Raw genomic sequence first — 24,114 nt, forward strand, 5'->3', positions numbered from 1 at the left:
GTGGAAGTCGGCGCGCGGAATTCACGATGCTTTGCCCGAAGGGGTGGCGTAATTGTCGGTCGAGCGGTTCATCATGAAGATGAACACGTCCTCGAGGCCGGTTTCCTGTGGTTCGATCCGCAGCACTGGGTCCGAATGAGCTAGCTGGTCGATCGTGGTGTGGAGTTCGGGCGTGTCCGGACCGCTCACGTGCAGCGACGAACCGAACGCCACCGTCTGCTCGACGCCGGGCGAGCGGCGCAGCCGGTCGCCGAGCTCGACGAGATTCTGGCCGTACACGGCCCACGTCACGAGCCCTTGCGAATCGATGACCTGTTTCGACGTGCCCTGCGCGAGCAGCTTGCCGTAGGCGATATAAGCGAGCTTGTGGCAGCGTTCCGCTTCGTCCATATAGTGCGTGCTGACGAGCACCGAGATGCCGCGCGCGGCGAGGCGATGCAACTCTTCCCAGAAGTCGCGGCGCGCGCTCGGGTCGACACCCGCGGTCGGTTCGTCGAGCAGCAGCAGGGCCGGCTCATGGAGCATGCACGCGGCCAGCGCGAGACGCTGCTTCCATCCGCCCGACAGTGCGCCGGCCAACTGCTTCGCACGGCTTTGAAGGCCAAGCTGTTCGAGCGCGCGATCGACCGCCTCGCGGCGGTTCTTCATCTCGTAGATGCGCGCAACGAAGTCGAGGTTTTCGCGGATCGTCAGATCTTCCCAATAGGAGAAGCGCTGCGTCATATAACCGGTGCGCCGCTTGATCTGCGCGCTGTCCCGCACGATGTCGTAGCCGAGACACGTGCCGCTGCCGGAGTCGGGCGTCAGCAGTCCGCACATCATGCGGATGCAGGTGGTCTTGCCGCTGCCGTTGGGGCCGAGAAAGCCGAAAATCTCGCCGCGCTGCACGCGCATCGTGACATCGTTGACCACGTGCTTGGTGCCGAAATGCTTGTTCAGCCCCTGCACGTCGATCGCGTACACGGGGTCGCTGGCATTGCCGGGGGGCGCGGGCGCATTCATTGCAGCGTGACCGTGACGGGCTGGCCGGGCCGCAGCTTCGGCGCATCGGCGGTCTGGGGTCGGGCTTCGACCATGAACACGAGCTTCGCCCGGCTTTCGTTGCTGAAGATCACCGGCGGCGTGAACTCCGCCTGGTCCGAAATGAAGCTGAGCACGGCCGGCACATCGGCCGCGCAACCGTCGCAATGAATCGATACGCGACGGCCCGGCGCGAGCGAACCGACCACCCCCTGGGGCACGAAAAAGCGCACCTTGACGTTCTCCGGCGGCAGCATGCGCACGACGGGGCTGCCGGCCGGCACCCATTCACCGCTGCGATACATCGTGTCGAACACGAGGCCGGCGTGCGGCGCGTGCACGCTTTTCTGATCGAGCTTCCATTGGGCCTGGCCGAGCTGGGCCTGCGCCGCGTCGACCTGCGCCTGCTGCGCGCGGATCTGTTCGATCCGCCCAGGCAGACGCGCGACGGCCAGCTGGCTTTGCAACTCACGCACGTGCGCGGCGCTCGACAACGCGGTCGCACGCGAGTCGTCGAGCTGGCTTTGCGCGATGCCGCCCACGCCGAATTGCTGTTGGTCGCGGCGGAACTGCGTCGCGGCGCGCGCCGCATCGGCTTCGGCCTGCACGAGTTGCGCGCGCGTCACATCGACTTCCGGCGGACGCTTGCCGGTTCCAAGGTCGGCAAGCTGGGCGCGGGCCGAGCGCAGTTGCTCGGCCGCCTGCGCGACGGCGTCGGTTTCGTTCTGCGCTTCGAGCGCGAAGAGCGGCGTGTTCTGCGCGACGGTCTGCCCGCGCGAGACCGCGAGCTCGGTCAACTGTCCCGCCTGCGAAGACGCGAGGCACAGGAACTCGCCTTCCACATAGCCTTGCCACGTGTTCGCCGGTGGTCGCGAACAGCTTGCGCACGCGATGCACAGCGCGAGCAACGCGGCACGTCGGGATGAGCTGGCGAACACGATCATGACGGCTTGCCCTTCGCGCGGCGTGCGGTGGACGTCGCCCCGGTTGCGGCCTTGGCGTTGGTCTCGACCGCCGTGGTTGCGCTCATGCCCTGCGCGAGCAGCGCGACGACATGGCGTTCGAGCCTCGCGCGATCGAACGAGGTGCGCGGATTCAGGCGCTGCCAGATCCTCGCGGTTGCCTGCGGCAGCATCACCAGAGCGAGCACCGAGTTGAACAGCAGCAACGGTTCGAGCTGGGCGTTCAACTGACCCGACGCGCAGCCACGCGCGATGTTCTGACCGAACGCGGCGAGCTTTTGCACGGGGATGCGCGCAAACGCGCGCTCGCGCAGCAAACCGCCTTCGTTGACAATCTCGCGCAGCCAGAGCGAAGGCAGCCACGGCATGGTTTCGGTGACATCGAACATGCGCTTGACGATGCCTTGCGTCAGCGCGAGCGGTTCGTCGTGTTCGGGATCGACCGGGTCCCAGATCGCGCCGAACGCGGCGACGAGCCTTTCCTCGAACAACGCGTCGAGCAGCTTTTCGCGCGTCTGGAACCAGTAGTGCACCATCGCGGATGTCACGCCGCTCGCCGCCGCGATCTGCGCAACCGTCGTGTTGGCGATACCGCGCTCGGCGAACAGCGCCACCGCGACATCGAGCAGATGTTCGCGTGCGTCGAAGTCCTGCGGATGAGGACGACGACCCATTCGGGAACGGGTGGGTTGCGGCATGGACACCAGACTAATTGATGAGTTAGTTAGTTTTAACTCATTGATGCTAGGATATTTTCCGGTATGGCGAAGGAGGGGAAACCCCTGGCGGCGGGCGGCCTTTATTCTCTCGTTGATCCGCGTCAGGAAACGCGCGACGTCACTGCCTGGGTAGCTTCGCTTTCGCCGTTTCGACTGACGTTAAGCTGACGATGGACGGCAGCTGGCATCCCCGCGCGAAGCGCACTTTCGCCGGAAATTTCTATACTTTCTCTAGCGCACACCCGGCACGATCCAGCCCGTACGACCCAAACGAATTCAAGTCAACGAAACGAAAGAATCGAAGCGAACCCGCGGCGCGGCCCTCACGGCTCACGCGCGATTCGTATGAGGAGGCAGACATGGCACATTCCGCATCCGGCGCGCCGGCGAAGGAAGGCCACGGTGAAGCGTCGCCGGCTCTGCCAGCGCTCGCGCTGGCCGCGCTCGGCGTGGTCTACGGCGACATCGGCACGAGCCCGCTCTATACGCTCGCCACCGTGTTCGATCCCAGCAACGGTCTCACGCTCAATGCTTTCAATATCGTCGGCATCGTCTCGCTGATCTTCTGGTCGCTGATGATCGTCGTTTCGCTCAAGTACGTCGTACTGATCCTGCGGGCGAATAATCATGGCGAAGGCGGCATCATGGCGCTGCTCGCGCTCGCGGCGTCGTCGATCGCGTCGCGGCCGCGTTTGCGTCGCGGCCTCCTCGTGGTGGGCGTGATGGGCGCGGCGCTGTTCTTCGGCGATAGCGTGATCACGCCGGCCATTTCCGTGCTGAGCGCCGTGGAAGGGCTCGAAGTCGTCGAGCCCGGGCTCAAGACCTATGTGATTCCAGTGACGCTCGCCGCGCTCATCATCCTGTTCGTCACGCAAAAGCACGGCACGGGCGGCATCGGCGCCGTGTTCGGGCCCGTGATGGTGCTCTGGTTCGTCGTGATCGGCGTGGCGGGCGTCGCGAACATCATGTCCGCGCCGGTCGTGCTGTATGCGCTCAATCCGCTGGAAGGGCTCGGCTTCGTCATGCATCACCGCTGGCTCGCGTTCGTCGCGCTCGGCGCGGTGGTGCTCTCGCTGACGGGCGCCGAGGCGCTCTACGCCGACATGGGCCATTTCGGCAAGCGACCCATCCGCCTTACCTGGTTCGGCGTCGTTTTTCCCGCGCTCGCGCTCAACTATCTGGGCCAGGGCGCGCTGCTGCTGGCGAACCCCGGCGCGGTGCAAAACCCGTTCTACCGCCTGTTCCCGCAGTGGGCCATCGTGCCGATGATCGTGCTGGCGACGATCGCCACCGTGATCGCCTCGCAGGCCGTTATTTCGGGCACCTATTCGATGACGATGCAGGCCATGCAGCTTTCCTTCCTGCCGCGCATGAACGTCGTGCATACGTCGGAGCGCGAGATCGGGCAAATCTACGTGCCCGGCATCAACTGGATCCTGTTGATCGCCGTGGTTGCGGCGGTGTTGGGCTTCCGCTCGTCCACGGCGCTCGGGTCCGCGTATGGCATCGCCGTGACCGGCACGATGCTCATCACCACGTTCCTGACGTTCTTCGTCGTGCGTTACGCGTGGCGCTACAACTGGCTGCTGTGCCTGCTGTCCACCGCGTTCTTCTTCGTGATCGACGCGTTGTTCTTCTCGGCTAATCTGCTCAAGATCGTCGATGGCGGCTGGTTCCCGCTCGTGATCGGCGCGATCGTGTTCACGGTCATGGCGACGTGGGGACGCGGGTGGGAAATGATGCTGGCCGAAGCGCGCGTGCGAGCGGGAAAGACGCCGCTCAAGCCGTACCTCGCTGCGCTGCTCGAAAGTTCGCCGACGCGCGTGGGCGGCACGGCGATCTTCCTGACGCCGGACGCCGAAGCGGTGCCGCACGCGCTCGTCAACAACCTGCGGCACAACCGTGTGCTGCATGAGCGCACGGTTTTCCTGAGCGTAATAACGAAGAACGTGCCGTGGGTGGCCGACAGCGAGCGCGTGCAGATCAGGCCGCTGTGCACGGGTTGCTGGCACGCAACGGTGAAGTACGGATTCAAGGACGAAGTGGACTTGCCGCGCACGCTGGCCGCCTACAAATCGCCGGAACTGGCCTTCAACCTGGACGACACATCGTGGTTCCTGAGCCGCGCGGCCGTGGTGCCCAAACGCGGCCATGGCATGGCGCTATGGCGCGAGCGGCTTTTCGCGGTGATGCTGCACAACGTGGGCAATATCGCGGCGTTCTTCAAACTACCGGCCAATCGCGTGATCGAAGTCGGCGCGCGCGTGGAGATCTAGAGCGCGCCGTTCAGCAAGCGCGGAGCAGCGGCCGGCCTGCTTCGATACTCCTCGGCCAATTCGGGCATCGAGTAGGAGTGGTCTCCTGTAAGTTCGTCAGTCTGGTTGGCGTGACCAGGCTGCGTCAGCACCGTAACCGCCGCGCCTGCGTAGTCAGCACGCGAGGCGGAGGCGAATCGCCCTTGTCCCACGCTAGCATTGAGCGCCGCTTCGCAACGGCCCTCGGATACCTCGGGTTCGAAACTTGCTGCCCACGACCAACCCGCCGCTCGAATCGGCGCGCGCGTTTTGCTTCGCGGCAGGCTGGCATGGACGGACGCCCGCGCCGCATCCAACGAGGAGACGTGTCATGGGCGACGAGACTCACCAGAATCACGGACACGACCGCCGCCGCTTTCTTGCGGGCGTGGCCGCGGTGGCCGGCAGCGTTGCGCTATCGGGTTGCGGAGGCGGCGGTGGATTGGGCGGAGACGGCCAACCGGGCGGAGGGAGCGCCAGCGAGCCCGCGTCCTCGATTACCGACATTCCATCGCCCAACGCCGCCGACCGCTACAGCCTGCCGCGCCCGGCGTTGCCCGCGCCGGCCAGTTCGGGCATCGACTTCATCGTGCTGGTCACGATGGAAAATCGTTCCTTCGACCATTTCCTCGGCTGGGTGCCGGGGGCCGAGGGCATGCCCGCGAACCAGCACTTCAAAGACGCGTTCGGCGCGACGCAAACGCCGTTTTCCCTCGCGGCGAATGCCGCGTACGGCTATCAGGCGTGCGCCTACCAGGACCCTAATCACAGCTTCTCGGGGGCGCGCACGCAACTGGCATCGGGTGCGATGAATGGCTGGCTGCTCACGCCGGGCACGAGCCTGATCCCGGGCGACCTGCTGCCTATCGGCTACTACACGTCGGTCGATCTTCAATTTTTCAACGCCGTGGCGAGCAGTTATACGATCGGCGACTTCTACTTCAGCGGCATCCTGACCAGCACCTTTCCCAATCGCCTCTATCTGCATAGCGGCGCAACGGATCGGCTCGACGACAGCACCGACACTTCGTCGCTCGCCACGATCTGGGACAAGCTGAGCGACGGCAATATCGACTGTCGCTACTACTACCACGACGTGCCGTTCACGGCGCTTTATGGCACGCGTTATCTGGGCATTTCGCGCCCGTTTGCGGATTTCCTCGTGAATGCCGCGGCCGGGACGCTGCCGCCGTTCTGCATGGTCGATCCGTCCTTCGCGGGCGAGCTGGAAGGTGTTTCCGCCGACGATCATCCGCATGCCGATATCCGCGACGGCGAGGCGTTTCTCGCGCAGGTCTACGAGGCGCTGCGCACGAGCCCGACGTGGAGCCGCACGCTGATGATCGTCGTCTACGACGAATGGGGCGGCTTTCTCGAGCACGTGGTGCCGCCCACCAGGCCGATCAGCAACAGCGAGCTCACACTCGGCAACGACGGCAAGCTCGGCTTTCGCGTGCCGCTCGCGCTGCTTGGCCCGCGCGTGCGCGCGAACTCGATCACGCGCTATCCGTTCGACCCCAGCTCGATTCACGCGCTGCTGCAATGGCGCTTCGGCTTACAGCCGCTTGGCGTGCGCGGCAGCGATCCGGCGACGTTCAATCTCGCCTACGCGCTCGATCTCGACGACGCGCCGCGCACCGACGCTCCCGCGTTCACGGTCGCCCAAGGGTCGTTCGGCGGGACCTGTCTGGGGGCGACGGCGCCTTCGCCGTCAAGCTCCGTAGCGGCGATCGATCAGTCGCAAAAGCTGGCGATCAACCCGACGGCGGACCGCTTCGCGGATCTGCGCGCGAAGGCGGCGTCACTAGGATTCCGGACCGGAGGCTAAGCTGGGTTTCCGCTTAAAATGAGCGGGCCGCAAGCCGGCGCCGGACCGGGCCGCGCTGGATTCTGAATGGCAGCGCGCACGGCGCGATGCACGGCCTGATGAAGGCTCATGCCTTGAGCGCAGTTTGGTGAGAAACGCTTGCGCGCGACATCGTTTTGCGAAGCGGGCCCCGCACTTGCTGGCGAGACCGTCTCGAAGCCCCGCGGCAGCGTGCAGCATCTCATCGGCGCGCGCGGCGGGCCGCCTACGTCGACGTCACCGCGTCGTCCTCAACGGGTCCGCCGATGCCATTTCGTTACGATCTTCCCGTTTGGTGTTCCCGCGAGCGGCCATACCGCCGCATTGTGGCCTCCGTGGCCGCCGCGCTGGCGCTCGCCGCAAGCACCAGCGTCATTGCGCAATCCGCGCCGACGGTCGGCCAGACCCCGCCGGCCGCGCCGGCCGTTACGCTGCCCGCATCGGCCGCCGCCGCGAATACCGCCAGCAGCGCCGCGGACCGGCACGTCGAAAACACGGATCACGCGCAGCCGTCGCCGGTCGTGCCGACGCCGCCGTCCGAGCTATACGGCGAGCTGTATCGCGACGTCGAACTCGCGCATCTTTACCCGGACAGCAAGACGTTTGCCGATATGTCGCCAGGCGAGCCGCCGGCCCAGGTCATCGCCGACTACGACAGCCAGCGTGCTCAGCCGCGCTTCGACCTGAAACAATTTGTCGAACAGCGCTTCACGCTGCCCCCGCGCGCGCCGAAGCGCTACGCGTCCGATCCTGACGAGAGCGTCACCGCGCACATCGATACGCTGTGGAACGTGCTGCGTCGCGAACCGGATGCGAGCGCGAGCCCGTACTCGTCGCTGTTGCCGCTGCCGTCGCCGTACATCGTGCCGGGCGACCGCTTCGACGAGATCTACTACTGGGATTCGTACTTCATCCTGCTGGGGCTCGACGCGAGCGGCCAGCACGCGCTCGTCGACGACGAGCTGAACAATTTCTCGACGTTGATCGACCGCTATGGCCACATCCCCAACGGCAATCGCACGTATTACCTGAGCCGTTCGCAGCCGCCGTTCTTCGCGCAGATGGTGCAGCTCGTCGCGCGCAAGGAGGGCGATCAGGTCTACGCCCGCTATCTGCCCGAGTTGCGCCGTGAATACGCGTACTGGATGGCCGGCAGCGACCATCTCGCGCCGGGCAACGCGGCCCACCATCTCGTGCGCCTCGCCGACGGCACGCTGCTCAATCGCTACTGGGACGAGCGCGCGGCGCCGCGCGACGAGTCGTACCGCGAGGATGTGATGACGGCGCAGCGGATGCCGCAACGCGATGCGCGGGATTTGTGGCGCAACCTGCGCGCGGGCGGCGAAACCGGCTGGGACTTCAGCTCGCGCTGGTTCGCCGACGGCAGGACGCTCGCGAGCATCGACGTGACCTCGCTAGTGCCAGTGGACCTGAACTGCCTGATGGTGGACCTCGAACGCACGCTCGCGAAAGCCTACCGTGTGACCGGCGATGCAGGCCACGCCGAGAATCTCGAACTACGTGCCCGGGTGCGCGCCGATGCGATCCGCCGGGTGCTGTGGGATCCGCAACTGCACGCTTTCGGCGACTACGACTTCGTGCACCGCACGCTCACGCACCGGCTTACTGCCGCGACGGTGTACCCGCTTTACGCCGGCGTCGCGACACGCAACGACGCGCGCGAAGTGGCGCAGACGATCCGGCGCGATCTGCTGCGTCCGGGGGGTCTCGCGACGACGCGGACCAACACCGGCCAGCAGTGGGACGAACCGAACGGCTGGGCGCCGCTGCAGTACCTCGCGGTGATCGGGCTGCGCCGCTATAGCGAGCCGGAGCTCGCGCGCGATATCGCGACGCGCTGGATCCGCACCGACGTCGCGTACTACCAGCGCACCGGCAAGCTGGTCGAGAAGTACGACGTCGACGCGAGCGGCAAGTCGGCGGGGGGCGGCGAGTATCCGCTGCAGGACGGCTTTGGCTGGACCAATGGCGTGCTGCGCGTGCTGATGCAGCTCTATCCGGATGCGGTGAGTTCGACGAAGCCGGCCGATCTGCCGGGCGGCGCGGTGGGCGTGTCGGATGCGGCGGCATCGGCGGCGGCCGCGCCGCAGACGTCGCACAGCACGTCGCCCGCGGGCCACTAGTTGCAAAGAGGCGCGCAGCCAGGCCCGCGCGTTCCGAAGAGGTAGTAGCGATACCAGGATGATGGGTTGACTGCCTGGCGGCGGCGCAGCCCGTTACGATGCTTTGGATAGCTCGAACAGACCCTCGTCACCTTGGAAAGCCTCGAAGATGAATCGCAAGCTCGACGTACCATCGGCCGAACCGGTGCCGCCGCAGGCGCAGGCCACGGCGACAGCCAAGGCCGCCCCGCCGGCCGGCGATGAAGCCGCCGCGCATTGGCAGCGCAATCTGTGCGTGTGCGTGTTCGGCTCGTTCACGACCATCGTCGCGATGACGCTGCTGCTGCCGTTCCTGCCGCTCTATGTCGAGCAGCTCGGCGTAAAGGATCATGCGGCGATCGTGCAGTGGTCCGGCGCCGCGTTCGGCGCGACCTTCTTCAGCGCCGCGCTCGTCGCGCCCCTGTGGGGCAAGCTCGCGGACCTCTACGGCCGCAAGCTGATGCTGATCCGCTCGAGCCTCGGCATGGCGGTCGCGATGTCGCTGATCGGCATGGCGCACTCGGCGTGGCAGCTGGTCGCGTTGCGGCTGCTCGCCGGGTTGCTCGGCGGCTATGCGTCGGGCTCGATGATCCTCGTCGCGACGCAGACGCCGAAGGCGCGTTCGGGCTGGGCGCTCGGCGTGCTGTCGTCGGGGATCATGGCGGGCAATCTGGTCGGCCCGCTGATCGGCGGCTTCCTGCCGCCGCTGATCGGCATCCGCGCGACCTTTTGGGCCTCGGGCGCGGCGATCTTCGTCGCCTTTCTCGCGACGGCGTTCCTGATTCGCGAAATGCCGGTTCGCAAGCGCGCGGACAGCGCGCCGAAGCAGGGCGCATGGGCCTCGGTGGACGACAAGCGGCCGGCCATCGCGATGCTTGCCACGGGTCTGCTGCTGATGGTCGCGAATATGTCGATCGAGCCGATCATCACCGTCTACGTCGCCCAGCTCACGAAGCCTCAAAGCGTCACGATGGTCGCGGGCTTCGTGATGTCGGGCGCGGCGCTCGGCAGCGTGATCTCGTCGTCGCGTCTCGGCAAATTCGCCGATCGCGCCGGGCACTGGAATGTGATCGTCGGCTGCCTCGCCGTATCGGCGGTGTTGCTCGTTCCGCAGGCGTTCGTCACCGCGAGCTGGCAACTGATCGTGCTGCGTTTCCTGATGGGGATGGCACTGGGCGGCCTGTTGCCGTGCATCGCGAGCGTGATCCGCCATAACGTGCCGGCGAGCGTGACGGGCGCGATCCTTGGGTACTCGGTGTCGTCGCAATACGCGGGGCAGGTGGCTGGCCCGTTGCTGGGCGGTTTCGTCGGCGGACACATCGGCATGCGCGCGGTGTTTCTCGGCACCAGCGTGCTGATGGCGCTCGGCGCGCTCGCGAACTGGCGCGTAAAGTCGGGCAGGGCACGGGCAGCGGTGGCGCGCTGATACAAGCCTCCTCGACGGTCAACGCGTTTGCCATTGCGGCGCAAACACCTTTCCCCTGGGCGACCAGCGCCCGCGTAAACCCCAGCGCGCGTCTAGCCAGAACCCGCTTTGCTCCTTTTTTTATTCATGCTACTGTGAATCGCAGTTCGTCAGGCTATGCAAATTTACATTGCGACCAGCCGAGGCGAAGCGGGGGGTGGCCTGAGGTCGCCACTCCGGCGGACACACCCCAACGTGTAATCCCGACCAAGGAGAAAGCGCGGTGACGCAGGTTCCGATCGACGGTAGCAGCATCGTTTCCGCGCGCGCTTTGTCCCACCCACGTCTGTCCCCGGCGAAATGGTTCGTCAGGGCGGGCGTCGCGCTCATCTATCTGTTCATGCTGAGCCCGCTGATCTTCGTGATCTGGCTGAGCTTCTTCAAGGACGCGATCATCACGTTCCCGCCGTCCGGCTACACGCTGTCGTGGTACGTCAACGCATGGCGTAACGACGCGTTCGCGAATGGTTTCGTGCTGTCGCTGAAGCTCGCGGCCGGCGCCGCGATCGGCGGCGTGGTGCTCGGTGTCGCCGCCTCGCTCGCGCTTGCGCGCTACCGGTTTGCTGGGCGTCGCCTCGTCAGCAATACGCTGCTGCTGCCATTAGTCGTGCCTGGCATCGTCGCCGGCATTGCGACCTATCTGTTCTACCTGCGCGCCGAGAATGCGCTCGACACCGACATCGTCGGCACGTTCGGCGGCCTGCTGCTCGCGCATGTCTGCCTGACGATCCCATGGACGATCCGGCTCGTCACCGCGAGCCTGGGCCAGCTCGACACCACCGTCGAGGAGGCGGCGCGCAATCTCGGCGCCGGTGCGTGGCGCACGCTGTGGCGCGTCACGCTGCCGATGCTGCGGCCGGCGATCGTCGCCTCCACGCTGTTCGGCTTCATCGTCTCGTTCGAGAACCTCGAGATGACCTTGCCGCTCGTCGGCCCCGGCAAGACGACGTTGCCGATCGCAATCATGCAGTACCTCGAATTCAATCTCGACCCAACCATTGCGGCGGTATCGGCCGCGCAGATCGTGCTGCTTGGCATCGTGATGCTGATCACCGATCGTTTCGTGAAGCTCGGCAAGGTGATCTGATCATGGCTCAGGTATCCCTGCGCAATCTGCGCAAGCAGTACGGTGCGACGACCGCGGTCGCCGACGTGTCGTTCGATATCGCCGAGGGCGAGCTGGTCGCGTTCCTCGGCCCGAGCGGCTGCGGCAAGACGACGACGCTGCGCATGGTCGCGGGCTTCGTCGAGCCGAGCGACGGCGAAATCTGGATCGGCAACACCGAGGTCACGCGGCTCGCACCCGACAAGCGCAATACCGGCATGGTGTTTCAGCGCTATGCGTTGTTTCCGCACATGACCGTCGCGCAGAACGTCGCGTTCGGTCTGGAAATGCGGCGTGTACCGAAGGCGGAGCGCGACACGCGCATTCGCGAGGCGCTCGACATGGTGCGGCTGAGCTCGCTCGCCGAACGCTATCCCCGGCAGTTGTCCGGCGGCCAGCAGCAGCGCGTCGCGATTGCGCGCGCGCTCGCGATCCGGCCCGACGTATTTCTGCTCGACGAGCCGTTGTCGAACCTCGACGCGAAGCTGCGCGTCGAGGTTCGAGAAGAAATTCGCGCGCTCCAGCAGCGTCTCGGTCTCACGACGATCTTCGTCACGCACGATCAGGAGGAGGCACTTGCGATGGCGGACCGCGTGGCCGTCATGCACGACGGACGCGTGCAGCAGATCGGCAGCGCGGACGCGTTGTACGAGCGGCCCGCCAACCCGTTCGTCGCGAGCTTCCTGGGCCGCATGAATTTCCTCGCGGGCCACGTCGACAACGGCCAGTTCATCACCGCGAACGGCGAAAAGTTCACGGTCAACGCGGCCGCGCGCAATGCCAACACGCTCGGCATCCGACCCGAGCGCCTGCGTCTCGCCGCGGCGCCCGAGCACAGCGAAGTGTCGATCCCGGTCCGGCTGGCCGAGCGGATCTATCTCGGCGCGACCGTCGAATTGCGCCTCACGAGCGAGCGCGGCCAGAGCCTCGTCGCGCTCGTGCCGAACACCGCGCACGCCGGTGCCGGCGCATGGTCGCCGGGCGACACGCTGCACGCGTGCTTCAGAACCGAAGATTGCCTGCTTTTTTCCGCCTGAAGGACCATAAAATGAGCTATCCCATCACGCGCCGCACGTTTCTGAAAGCTGCTTCCGGTCTGCTCGTCGCTCCGTCGCTCGGTTTCGATCCGCGCACGGCGCTGGCGGCCGACGCTTGCCCCAACGTCGTCGTCGGCACGTGGGGCGGCGATTATCTGAACCTGCTCGAACAGAACATCGGCAAGCCGATCATCGAGGCCGCTGGCGGTCGCGTCACGTACGACTCGGCGGATCAGATCGGCCGCATGACGAAGCTGCGCGCGGAGAAGATGTCGCGTCACGGTTCGCTCGACGTCGCCTGTCTCGCCGACATCGACATGTTCGACGTCAACCGTTCCGGGGTGCTCGAACCGCTCGACACGAAACTGGTGCCGAACTCGGCGCGCACGATCGAAGCGCTGCGCCGCCCGTATTCGATTCCGCACATCTTCAGTGCGATGGTGATCGTCTACAACCCGGAGAAGTTTCAGGCGAAGCCCGATTCGCTCGCGGTCGCGCTCGATCCGAAACTGAAGGGACGGGTGGGTTTTTCCGACATTCTGTACAACTTCAACGTGCTGCAGTCTTCGCTCGCGGCGGGCCAGCACAATGGCGACACGGCGGCCGGTATCCAGTTTCTGCGCGAGGTGCGCAAGCAGCAGCCGAAGGTCTATCCGTCGAACGAAACGGTCGCGGCGGCGCTGAAAAGCGGCGAAATCTGGATGACCTGCATGTGGAAAGCGCGCGCGCTGCAGTGGAAGAAAGGCGGCGTGCCGGTCGACTACGCATTCCCGAAAGAGGGCGGCGTGCCGGTCACGTTCGAGGCCGCCGTGCCGAAAAACGCGCCGACGCGTGCGTGCGGCTTCAACTATCTGAACGCGATGCTCGATCCGCGCGCGCAGGTCGGCTTCGCCGAGACGATGGGCTATGCGCCGACCGTCACCGATGCGGCCTTGCCGCCGACGCTGCAACAGAGCGTCGGCTTCACGAATGCCGAGCTCGATCGCCTCGTGAAAGTCGACTACGCGCGTTTCACTGCGGAAAAACCGGCGCTGCTCGACTTCTGGAACAAGGAATTCAAGCCGGGACTTTGAACCATGACGACGAGCGCACTGAACGCCGCGCCGCGGCGCCGCGACTTCGCCGGGGGCCTGCTCGCAACGCCTGCCGTGCTGGTCGTGCTATTCGTGATCGTGCTGCCGGGCGTGCAACTGGTGCGCTACAGCTTCAATCATTTCGACTCGGTCCAGATGATGCAGGCGGCGTTCACGCTCGAGAACTACGTCCAGTTTCTGACCGATCCGTACTACCACGCGGTGCTGTGGACCACGATCAAGGTGGCCGCGCTGTGCACGGCGCTGTCGCTCGTACTCGGTTTTCCGGTCGCCTATGTGCTTGCTAAAACGCAGAGCCGCTTCAAGAGCCAACTGGTGATGCTGCTGGTGTTTCCGCTGCTGGTCGGCAACGTCGTGCGCGCGGCGGGTTGGATGGTCATGCTCGGCAACGCGGGTTTCGTCAATGCGATGCTGATGGCGCTCGGCCTCGTCGATCAACCGGTGCGGCTGCTGTATACGCCGTTCGCGGTGGTGGCCGGTACCACCGCCGTGGTTCTGCCGTACATGATCCTGACCTTGCAGAGCGTGCTCGAAGGCCTCGATTTCTCGATCGAGGAAGCCGCGCGCAATCTCGGCGCGAGCTTCGCTCAGACGCTCGCGCGCGTCGTGCTGCCGATCGCGGCGCCCGGCGTCGCGGCCGGCACGATGCTCGTGTTCATTCTGTGCATGAACGCGTACGCGACACCGGTTCTGCTCGGCGGCACCGGCATCACGATGATGACGCCGGCAATCTACGACCAGATCGCCAAGGCGAACAACTGGCCGTTCGGGGCCGTGCTGTCGATCGTATCGATGGTCGTCACGTTTGCGCTGGCGCTGTTGTCGCACTGGATCATCCAGCGGCGCTACGCGAAGACGATGATGACCTGAACTGGCAGGGCGCGCCGCGGGCTGGTGGGTGGGATGCGCCTCTCCTTAATTCTTCTTCCTGAAGGAACAACAGATGCCAATCCTCACCGACAAGACTCGCGCTTACCGTCACGACCTGATGCAAAAACTGATGGAACGTCAGCGAGTCGATGCGCTGATCTTCACGTCCGCCGACTTCTTCCAGTGGGCGACCAATTTCCACGTCGACGTGCAGACCTGGGAGCGGCCGATCGCCGTGTGCGTGCCGCTGTCGGGCGAGCCGTTCGCGATCATGAACGAGCTGTCGACGCATCACGTGATGATGGCGCGCGAGCGCGGACATCTGTGGCTCGACGATATCTCGTTCTACTCCGAGCATCCGCGCGTGGTCGAGCGGCAGCCGCTACTCGCGGAAGTCCCGGAGCTGATCGCCGCGCGTTTGCGTGCCGCCGGGCTTGGCGCATCGCGAATCGGCGTCGAAGCCGCCGGCGGTCCGCTCGGCCGCGCGGCGGCGCTGCTGCCAGACGCGAAGTTCCTGCCGATGCTCGCCGAGCTGCGCTCGTTGCGCTGGGTCAAGCACCGGGAGGAGATTGCCATCATGCGGGCCGCCGCAAGCCTCGCCGATTGGGTGCAGGACCGCTATCGCGAGAACATTCGCCCCGGACGGCTCGTTCAGGAACTCGACTATCAGATGGCCGCCCTGATGGTGACCGAAGGCGCGCGCCGCTTTCCTGGCGAGAACCTCGAAGTGATGCGTTGCTGGACCTTGTCGGGGCCGGCATCGGCGTCGCCGCACGGCGACGGTGCGTCGTGCGGCGCGCAGATCAAGGCGGGCGACGGTCTGGTCAATATCGTGATTCCGCGTTTGAACGGTCTCGTGATCGAGAACGAGCGCACCTGGTTCTGCGGCAAACCGAGCGCCGAGCAGGCGCGTTTTCATGAGGTCGCGCGCGCGGCCAACGAGGCGGCCGTCGCGGCGGCCGTCACGGGTCAGCCGGTTTCGGGTATCGACGCGGCCGCGCAGGCGGTGATCGAGCAGGCCGGCTGCGCGAAGCACATCCGTCATCGCACGGGGCATGGCATGGGCATCATCGGTCACGAGTATCCGGACGACATGGCGTTCAATCACCGCGCGCTGCTGGACAACGAGGTGTACTCGGCGGAGCCCGGCATCTATGTGTACGGCCTCGGCGGTTTCCGGCTCGACGATTCGGTCGTGACCGGCCCGACGCCGGAGCTGCTCACGAAGACCCCTCGCACGCTCGCGCACGCGACCATCGATTGAGTCGCGCAGCGCGCGACACCCTTCAACGTTGGAGATGACCCGGATCTTGTACCGGAAGGAGACCTGATGGAGTCGATTCTGTTCTCGCACTGCGCGCTGCTCGATCCGGCTGCCGGCGAATTGCGTGAGGACCACGCGGTGCTGGTGGAAAACGGACGCATCAAGGAGGTCTCGGACCGGCCGATCCGCAGCGGGTCCGCACGCGAAATCGACCTGCGCGGCAAGACGCTGATGCCCGGCCTGATCGATTTGCACGTGCACGTGCATGCGACGCAACTCAATCTCGCGGCACAGGTGAACTTGCCGAACGTGCTGGTCACGCTGAAGTCGTTGCCGTTGTTGCAAGGCATGCTTCGGCGTGGCTTCACGACAGTGCGCGATGCGGGCGGCGCGGGCTTCGCGCTCAAACAGGCGTTGGAACAGGGGCTCGCCGAAGGTCCGCGCCTGTTCGTCTCGGGCCGCGCGATCAGCCAGACCGGCGGACACGGCGACATGCGCGGCCGTAGCGACTACATCGGCACCGATAGCCCGTGCGCGTGTTGCGCGCGGGTCGGCGCGATATCGCGTGTCGCCGACGGCGTCGATGCCGTGCGTCGCGCAGTGCGTGAAGAGCTGCAGATGGGTGCCGACCAGATCAAGATCATGGCCTCGGGCGGCGTCGCCTCGCCCACCGATCCGGTCGGCGCATGGGGTTATTCGGAAGACGAGATCAGGGCGATCGTCCACGAGGCGCGGGCGCGCGGCACCTACGTGCTCGCACACGCGTACACGGCCGAGGCGATCGCGCGCGCGGTACGCTGCGGCGTTCGCACGATCGAGCACGGCAATCTGGTCGACGAAGCGGCTGCGCGGGTGATGGCCGAGCACGGCGCGTTCGCGGTGCCGACGCTCGTCACCTACGACGCGCTCGCGAACGAAGGCGAAGCGCTCGGCCTGCCCGCCGACAGCGTCGCGAAGATCGGGAGCGTGCGCCAGGCGGGCCTGCGTTCGCTCGAAATCTTCCGCGCGGCGGGCGTGCCGATGGGCTTCGGTAGCGATCTGCTCGGCGAATCGCAGCGTCTGCAAAGCGATGAATTCCGCTTGCGCAGCGAAGTGCTGACGCCGCTCGAAATCCTGCGCAGCGCAACGGTGGTCGGCGCGCAGGTGCTCGGCCAGGTCGGGCAGCTCGGGCAGATCACGGCAGGCGCGCACGCCGACATGCTCGTCGTCGACGGCAATCCGCTTGCGTCGCTCGACTGTCTGCTGGGGCAGGGCGAGCGCATTCCGGTCGTGATGAAGGGCGGTAGAATCCATGCCTTTGATTTGCCGGCGTGACGTGCGGAGCGCTCGCTTGCGAGCGAGGTTGACAGCGGGGAGCGCCGGCGGCCCATGCAATCCGGAGAGAACGGATGGACTTTCGGCACATCGACGCATTCAGGGCGCTGATGCTCACGCGCACGACGACCCGCGCCGCGCAGGTCATCGGCACTTCGCAGTCGGGCATCAGCCGCCTGATTACCGATCTGGAGCGCTCGACCAGTCTCACGCTGTTCGATCGCAGCCGCGGCCGGCTCGAACCGACCGTCGAAGCCCTGGCGCTGTTCGAGGAAGTCGAGCGGCGCTATGCCGGCCTGGACAACATCCGCGAGTTCGCGCTGAGCTTGCGCAATCCGTCGACCGCGGTGATCCGCGTGGGCTCGGTCGTATCGTTCGGGCTCGGCTACTTCGCGCGCGTCGTGGCGAACTTTCATCGCCGGCATCCGGCCGTGCAGATTGCGTTGACGACCGGGGCATCGTCGCTGATTCGCGATCAGGTGGTGTCGCGTCAACTCGCGCTCGGTCTCGTCACGAATACGGTCGACGTGACCGGCACCGATTCGACCGCCTTCGCGCAGCTCGACGCGATCTGCGCGTTGCCGGCCGGTCATCCGCTGGGCAAGCGCAAGGTCATCAAGGTGGCGGATCTGCGGAATCAGCCGATCGTGTCGTACGATTTGCCGGACCTCGTGCGCTGGGGCATGGATCAGGTGTTCGCGAGCGGTCAGCTGCAATCGCAGGTGGTGGCGACCGCGCCGTATTCGGTCAACATCGCGACGATGGTCAAGGAAGGCCTCGGCATTGGTTTGCTGCATCCGGTGTCGGCGTACGACTTTCTCGACTCGAATCTGATCTTGCGCCGCTTCGAGCACGCAATGCCTTTCTACACGCTGAAGATCACGCCGCATGGCGCCGCGCCGGCTCCGCATCTCGACGAATTGTCGAAGGTGATGGAGGAGACGCTCGAAGAAGTGCTGGCGGCCGTGAATACGCGCTTGACGGCAGCGAGCTGACCGATTGCCGCTTCGCGGCGGCAGCGGCGTTCCCCACCTATCCAATGAAATACCGATCGGGCCACCGAGGCCTGACGTCGTCTGTTGCGGCTTCTTTTCGAAACGCATTTCTCCTGGAGCGAGTGTATGAACCACATCAACCAGCCACGCCGCCGTTTTCTTCGATCGACGGGGACGCTCGTCGCCGCCTCCGCGCTGGGTCCGTTCGCGTTGAAAGCCAATGCGGCCGGTGCGTGTTCCGGTCAGGTGGTGGTCGGCACGTGGGGAGGCGACTATCAACGCCTGCTGCAACAGTACATCGATTCGCTGGTGACGCCTACCGGTGATGCGATCACCTATGCGGTCGGCAGTGCGCTCGCGCGGCAGACCACGATGCGTGCCGAAGCGCACGGCCGGCGCAGCACGTTGGATGTCGCGCTGCTGCGCGATAACGACATGTTCCAGATGTACTCCGAAGGCACGACCGCGAAACTCGATGACGCGCTGCTGCCGAACCTTGCCAACGTGATTCCGCAATTTCGTCGCAGCTACGCGGTCCCGCACATCTTCAGCGCGCTGGTGCTCGTCTACGATACCGACAGGGTGCGCACGCGCCCGGACGGTATCGCCGCGCTGCTGGACCCTCAATTCAAGGGCAAAATCGGCCTGGTCGATGATCAGTATGACTATCTGACGCTCGCGGGCGCGCTTGCCTCGGGTGGGCAAGCGAGCGATCTCGCGCTCGGGCAGAAGTATTTGCGCGCGCTGCGCGAGGCATCGCCGCGAGTGTATCCGTCGGTCGATGCGCTGGCGTCGGCGCTCAAGAGCGGCGAGATCGTCGTGACCGTCACGTGGAAGGCGCGCGCGCTGCAGTGGAAAAAGGCGGGCCTCGCGGTCGATTACGTGTTCCCGAAGGAGGGCGCATTACCGGCCACGTTCGAGGCCGCGGTCACCGCGGGCAGTAAATCGTCCGCCTGCGCGTTTCCCTATCTGAATGCGATGCTCGATCCGCGTTCCCAGCGCGCGTTCGCCGAATCGATGGGCTACGCGCCGACGATCGCGAATGCGAACCTGCCGCCGTCGTTGCAACAGGCGGTGGGCTTCTCGGGCAAGGAGCTGGAGCGGATCGTGCCGGTCGACTTCGCGATGCTGATGAAACACAAAACGGAAATGCTCGACTTCTGGAACAAGGATTTCCGCGCTGGACTTTGACCCTGAGGCTCCGCACATTTCTGCCTGCAAGACCCAAACACATGATTATTCTGACCAACAACGAAGGTAAATCCGGCATCGGCTTGACCGCGGAACTGCTGCGCAATGGCGGTGCCGGGCTCGACGCGGTCGAGGCAGGCATCCGGCTCGTCGAAGATGACGAAGAGGTGCGCACGGTCGGGCGTGGCGGCTGGCCGAATCTGCTCGGCGAAGTCGAGCTCGATGCGTCGGTGATGGATGGCTCGACGCTGCGGACCGGCGCGGTGGGCGGTCTGAAGGGCTTCAGGCATCCGGTGAGCGTCGCGCGTGCCGTGATGGAACGGCTGCCGCACGAGCTGCTGATCGGCGAGGGCGCCGCGCGCTATGCGGCCGAAACGGGTGCGGAGCGCTGCGAGCTGCTCGCCGAACATTCGCGCAAAGCGTACGCGCGCTGGTTCGACGGCGAAGTCAGCGCGGCCGACAGGGCCGCGTGGCCGAACGTGCCGCTCGAACGCTATTGCCACGACGCGGTCGATCCGGAGATCGGCAAGGACACGACTGTTTTTCTTGCGCTCGACAGCGCCCGCAATGTCGTGAGCGGCACGAGTACATCGGGATGGGGCTGGAAATATCCGGGCCGTCTCGGCGACAGCCCCGTGATCGGCGCGGGCTCCTATGCCGATAGCCGTTACGGCGCCTGCGCATGCACGGGCGCGGGCGAGATGACGATCCGCGCCGGCACGGCGCGCGCGGTGGTGCTCTACATGAAAATGGGCATGAGCGTCGAGCGCGCGGTCAGCGAGGCCGTCGACGATATGCGCGCGCTCAAGGGCGGCTTGATCAGCCGCGTGACGATCCATGCGATCGATGCCGCGGGCAATCACCGCGTGGTGGCGGTCAATGGCTTGCCGGGCAATCACTACTGGGTGTGGACGCCAGTCATGGCGCAGCCGGAGCGCCGTGCTTGCGAGCTGATCCAGATCTCGGCGGGTGAGCCGCAGAGCAAGCGGATTGCGATGCAGGTTTATACCGACGTTTGAGGGCGACGCGTAGTGGCGATGTGACCGTCCACGCATTGCGCGGACGGATAAGTTCGATCCGACGGTTCGTTCAGGTCGAATCAGTCGGGCAAAGACCTCGTAGCGATGCAGGCCCGGGCCTCGCGGACGATTATTCATGCATCGTGTTCAATGTTTCAACGCTACAGCGGCTAATTTCCGGCGCCCTTTGAGGCATGCTTGCACTCATCGAGCGCGCACCCATTGAGGCGCGCCGTGCAACGGAGAACGAGACATGAGCAAGACATTCAGAATCGCCGCGATTCCCGGCGACGGCATCGGCCAGGAAGTGATGCCGGAGGGCGTGCGTGTGATGGAGGCGGCAGCCGCGAAGTTCGATCTGAAGCTGGAATTTACGCATTTCGACTGGGCGAGCTGTGACTACTACCTGGAGCACGGCAAAATGATGCCGGACGACTGGTTCGCCACGCTCAAGGAGTTCGACGCGATCTATTTCGGAGCGGTGGGCTGGCCCGACAAGGTGCCCGATCACATTTCGCTGTGGGGTTCGCTGCTGAAGTTCCGCCGCGAGTTCGATCAGTACGTGAACCTTCGGCCGGTACGTCTGTTGCCCGGCGTGCCGTGCCCGCTCGCGAATCGCAAGCCCGGGGATATCGACTTTTTCGTCGTGCGCGAGAACACCGAAGGCGAGTACAGCGCCGTGGGAGGCAAGATGTTCGAAGGCACGGAGCGCGAGTTCGTGCTCCAGGAGTCGGTGTTCACGCGCCAGGGCGTGGACCGCATCCTTCAGTACGCGTTCGAGCTCGCGAACGCGCGCGGACGCAAGAAACTTACGGCGGCTACCAAGTCCAACGGCATCTCGATCAGCATGCCGTACTGGGATGAGCGCGTAGCTGCGATGGCCGAGGCGTATCCCGACGTGAAGTGGGACAAGCAGCACATCGACATCCTGTGTGCGCGTTTCGTACTGCAGCCGGATCGCTTCGACGTGGTCGTGGCGTCGAACCTCTTTGGCGACATTCTTTCGGATCTCGGCCCCGCGTGTACGGGCACGATCGGTCTCGCGGCTTCGGCCAACCTGAACCCCGAGCGCAAGTTCCCGTCGTTGTTCGAGCCGGTGCACGGTTCGGCTCCGGACATCTTTGGGAAGAAGATTGCCAATCCGATCGCGATGATCTGGTCGGGTGCGATGATGCTCGACTTCCTCGGCAACGGCGACGCGCAATACAAAGCGGCGCACGACGCGATCATGCGGGCCATCGAGAACGTGCTGGTGGAAGGACCGCGTACCCCGGACATGGGCGGCGCGGCGAACACGGCGGACGTCGGCAAGGCTGTCGCCGCCGCGCTTTGAGCGGGAAGCGCGCGGGGTGTTCCTGCGGGACACCCCGTTATCTTTGACGAATGCTCGTCACCCGGATTCAGCGAACGTTTCATCGCCCGGATTCAGCGAACGTTCATCGCCCGGATTTAGCGCGCGCCGATGCCGAACGGCGCGCTTCCCGTGGCCGCGGCTTCTTCGGCGACCGGCTGCGCACCCGTGGTCGCGGCCGCCGTCATGTCGGCGGGCTGCGCCGCGCGGCACAGTGCCGTGAGCCACACATCCTCGCCGTGCGGCGCGACACGCGCGTAGCCTTGCTCCACCACCAGCCGCCACGTATCGTCGGGCAACAACGCACGATACAGCACGCGATAGTCCGCGCGATGCGTGAGCGCGTCATTCACACTCGCTTCGCGCGCCGCGCGGTCGTCGGAATGAATGTGCTGCGAAAGTTCGACGAAATGACGCGGCGCCCCGGCCGGATCGACGCCGAACAGGCGGCACCATTCGTCCGACACGATCAGCTCGTCCTGCGCGCGCAGCCAGCGCCATGCACCGAAACCCGCGATGCGCGCAGCGTCGTTGAGCAACTGCAGGCGGCTTTCCAACGCGCGCTCCGCTTGCTTGCGCGCGCTGACGTCGATGGTGGTGCCCACCACACGCACGGGACGCCCGGCATCGTCCAGCAGCATGGCGACGCGTGACTCGATCCAGCGGATCTGCCCGTCGGGAAGAATGATGCGGAAGTCCCACACGCGCGGCGCCGTGCTCGCAACGAGTTCCTTCAAGGACCCTTCGTTCAGCCAGATCGCGTCTTCGGGGTGCAGGATCTCCCAGAATTCGGCGTTGCTGTGGATCTCGCGGCCATAAAGCTTCGCGCAATTGCTCGAATAGATGAGCTCGTCGGTGATCAGATTCCATTCCCAGGTCACGATGCCGGCCGACTCCTGAGCCTGCTTCATGCGCGCTTCGTTCGACATGATCTCGGCGGTGTAGCGGCGGCGCAGGTCGGTCATGGGCAGTTCCGTATTGCCTGCGATGCCGAGGTCCTTCACGGCTTCGTCACCGTAGCGCAGCCAGACCCAGTTGACGTCGAGGAACGCCGCGAGGCGGCGCAGGTTCGAATAGTCGATCTCGCCGCCGCGGGTCCACTTGTGCACGGCGGGTCGTGAAATGCCGACGGCGTCGGCCACTTGCTGCAAGCTCAGCTTCTTGTGCTCGAGCAGTACTTTCAGACGGAACGCGAACGTATCCTCGGACATCCATTTCCCTCTATGACGTATCGCGCGGTCGAACGGATCAGGCGAAAAGGGCGGCATAGGCCCTGGGCCCGAAAGAAGGGCTCGGGGCCTATGCCGCCGATGATGAATGGGGCGCGCGGCCGGGACAATGCGTGCGAGCGCCTATCTTTCGGTAGTTTAACGGATCGCCGCGAGGGCCGTTCCGTCAGGCGCTGCAGCGCTCACCCGGAAATCCGGCCTGTGGAGGCCGGCCTACAGGTCGATCACGAGGCGTCGCGTGCGCGAGCGTGACACGCATAGCAGAATGGTCTTCTGCGCGGCTTTTTCGTCGTCGTCGAGATACTGGTCGCGATGATCGGCCTCGCCTTCGAGGATCGCCACTTCGCAGGTGCCGCACACGCCTTCGCGGCACAGCGACTCCACCGTCACGCCCGCGCGCTCGATGGCCTTGAGGATGGTCTCGTCCTCGCCCACTTCGAGCTCGATGCCCGACTTCGCGAGTAGCACGGTGAACGCCTTGCCGCCGGTGTCGGTAGCGGCGAACTGCTCCGAGTGCAGCTGTGACTTCGGCCATCCCAGCAACGCGGCGTTCGCGTAGACGGCGTCGTTCAAGCCCTGCGGGCCGCACACGTAAACATGCGCATCGGTCGGCAGGCTCTTGAAGAGCTTGAGCAGGTCGAGACGCTGGCCCTCGCTTTCCACATAGCAGTGCACGTTGGCCGCGTGCGGGCCAGCCTTCAGTTCGTCGACGAATGCGCCGTGCTCGGGACTGCGGAATGCATAGTGCAGATCGAGCTCGAGATCTTCAGGCCGATGCTCGGCGAGCTGCGCGAGAAAAGGCGTGATGCCGATGCCGCCCGCGATGAACACGTGCCGCTTCGCGCCCCTCGCAAGCTCGAACAGGTTGGCGGGCGAGCCGATAGCGAGGCGCGTGCCCGCTTCGACCTTTTCGTGCATGAAGGCGGACCCGCCGCGCGAGGCCTCTTCGCGGCGCACGGCGATCTGATACCGGCGCGTGTCGTGCGGCGAACTCAGCAGCGAGTACGCGTTGTGGCGCCACGCTTCGCCGTCCTGCATGGAGACCAGCACATGGGCGCCGCCGTTGAAGGCGGGCAGTGGCGCGCCGTCGGGCAGTGCGAGCGTGAAGCGCTTGATGAGTGGAGTGAGTTGCTCGACGGCGACGACGTCGACAGCGATCGATTCGCGGGCGTTCATG

The 24,114-nt window shown here is 65.4% G+C and carries 19 protein-coding genes; 14 read left to right on the forward strand and 5 right to left on the reverse strand.

All coding sequences use genetic code 11. From position 1 onward, the window contains the following. Nucleotides 1-21 precede the first annotated feature (21 nt). The 3 genes from OKW26_RS15530 to OKW26_RS15540 are packed head-to-tail and all read right to left on the reverse strand — an operon-like array spanning nt 22 to nt 2,656. Nucleotides 22-1,002, reverse strand: a complete 981-nt coding sequence (locus OKW26_RS15530) for an ATP-binding cassette domain-containing protein (RefSeq protein ID WP_429354296.1) — start codon at nt 1,000-1,002, stop codon at nt 22-24. Next, nucleotides 999-1,964: an HlyD family secretion protein gene (locus OKW26_RS15535; protein ID WP_429354297.1), complete on the reverse strand. Its 966-nt coding sequence runs from the start codon at nt 1,962-1,964 to the stop codon at nt 999-1,001. The genes OKW26_RS15530 and OKW26_RS15535 overlap by 4 nt, the downstream gene beginning before the upstream one ends. Continuing rightward, nucleotides 1,961-2,656: a TetR/AcrR family transcriptional regulator gene (locus tag OKW26_RS15540; protein WP_429354298.1), complete on the reverse strand. Its 696-nt coding sequence runs from the start codon at nt 2,654-2,656 to the stop codon at nt 1,961-1,963. Before OKW26_RS15540 ends, OKW26_RS15535 begins: the two co-directional genes overlap by 4 nt. 404 nt (nt 2,657-3,060) lie before the next feature. Here OKW26_RS15540 and OKW26_RS15545 point away from each other — a divergent pair, with 404 nt between their 5' ends. From OKW26_RS15545 to OKW26_RS15610, 14 genes are all read left to right on the forward strand, one after another. Continuing rightward, a complete protein-coding gene (locus OKW26_RS15545; RefSeq protein WP_429354299.1) occupies nt 3,061-4,977 on the forward strand; it encodes a potassium transporter Kup in 1,917 nt (638 codons plus the stop codon). A gap of 349 nt (nt 4,978-5,326) precedes the next feature. Continuing rightward, nucleotides 5,327-6,823, forward strand: a complete 1,497-nt coding sequence (locus OKW26_RS15550) for an alkaline phosphatase family protein (RefSeq protein WP_429354300.1) — start codon at nt 5,327-5,329, stop codon at nt 6,821-6,823. 353 nt (nt 6,824-7,176) lie between these two features. After that, on the forward strand, nt 7,177-8,985 hold the full coding sequence (gene treA / locus OKW26_RS15555) for an alpha,alpha-trehalase TreA (RefSeq protein WP_429354301.1): 1,809 nt from the start codon (nt 7,177-7,179) through the stop codon (nt 8,983-8,985). Nucleotides 8,986-9,133: 148 nt separating this feature from the next. Beyond that, entirely contained in the window at nt 9,134-10,429 is a 1,296-nt protein-coding gene (locus tag OKW26_RS15560) for an MFS transporter (protein ID WP_429354302.1), read from the forward strand. 262 nt (nt 10,430-10,691) lie between these two features. After that, a complete protein-coding gene (locus tag OKW26_RS15565) occupies nt 10,692-11,555 on the forward strand; it encodes an ABC transporter permease (protein WP_429354303.1) in 864 nt (287 codons plus the stop codon). Between the two features lie 2 nt (nt 11,556-11,557). After that, complete coding sequence (locus OKW26_RS15570) at nt 11,558-12,610, forward strand: ABC transporter ATP-binding protein (protein WP_184067782.1); 1,053 nt, start codon at nt 11,558-11,560, stop codon at nt 12,608-12,610. Nucleotides 12,611-12,621: 11 nt separating this feature from the next. After that, entirely contained in the window at nt 12,622-13,683 is a 1,062-nt protein-coding gene (locus OKW26_RS15575; protein WP_090810835.1) for an extracellular solute-binding protein, read from the forward strand. Between the two features lie 3 nt (nt 13,684-13,686). Next, nucleotides 13,687-14,574: an ABC transporter permease gene (locus OKW26_RS15580; RefSeq protein WP_090810837.1), complete on the forward strand. Its 888-nt coding sequence runs from the start codon at nt 13,687-13,689 to the stop codon at nt 14,572-14,574. A gap of 73 nt (nt 14,575-14,647) precedes the next feature. Beyond that, nucleotides 14,648-15,838 (forward strand): M24 family metallopeptidase, encoded by a 1,191-nt coding sequence (locus OKW26_RS15585; protein ID WP_429354304.1) that lies wholly within the window; start codon nt 14,648-14,650, stop codon nt 15,836-15,838. A gap of 66 nt (nt 15,839-15,904) precedes the next feature. Continuing rightward, entirely contained in the window at nt 15,905-17,152 is a 1,248-nt protein-coding gene (locus OKW26_RS15590; protein ID WP_429354305.1) for an amidohydrolase family protein, read from the forward strand. A 74-nt stretch (nt 17,153-17,226) separates the two neighbouring features. Further along, nucleotides 17,227-18,147, forward strand: a complete 921-nt coding sequence (locus OKW26_RS15595) for a LysR substrate-binding domain-containing protein (RefSeq protein ID WP_429290217.1) — start codon at nt 17,227-17,229, stop codon at nt 18,145-18,147. 126 nt (nt 18,148-18,273) lie between these two features. After that, on the forward strand, nt 18,274-19,338 hold the full coding sequence (locus OKW26_RS15600; protein ID WP_429354306.1) for an ABC transporter substrate-binding protein: 1,065 nt from the start codon (nt 18,274-18,276) through the stop codon (nt 19,336-19,338). Nucleotides 19,339-19,379: 41 nt separating this feature from the next. Next, a complete protein-coding gene (locus tag OKW26_RS15605; RefSeq protein ID WP_429354307.1) occupies nt 19,380-20,357 on the forward strand; it encodes a N(4)-(beta-N-acetylglucosaminyl)-L-asparaginase in 978 nt (325 codons plus the stop codon). A 253-nt stretch (nt 20,358-20,610) separates the two neighbouring features. Continuing rightward, nucleotides 20,611-21,690 carry a tartrate dehydrogenase gene (locus OKW26_RS15610; RefSeq protein WP_429354308.1) on the forward strand — a complete coding sequence of 360 codons (1,080 nt, stop codon included), beginning with the start codon at nt 20,611-20,613 and terminating at the stop codon, nt 21,688-21,690. 116 nt (nt 21,691-21,806) lie between these two features. Here the strand turns inward: OKW26_RS15610 and OKW26_RS15615 are convergent, their stop codons facing one another. Further along, a complete protein-coding gene (locus OKW26_RS15615; RefSeq protein WP_429354309.1) occupies nt 21,807-22,919 on the reverse strand; it encodes a PAS domain-containing protein in 1,113 nt (370 codons plus the stop codon). Nucleotides 22,920-23,150: 231 nt separating this feature from the next. After that, complete coding sequence (locus OKW26_RS15620) at nt 23,151-24,113, reverse strand: PDR/VanB family oxidoreductase (RefSeq protein ID WP_429354310.1); 963 nt, start codon at nt 24,111-24,113, stop codon at nt 23,151-23,153. Nucleotide 24,114 lies beyond the last annotated feature (1 nt).

This window comes from Paraburkholderia sp. 32, assembly GCF_050435345.1.
Lineage (GTDB): Bacteria > Pseudomonadota > Gammaproteobacteria > Burkholderiales > Burkholderiaceae > Paraburkholderia > Paraburkholderia tuberum.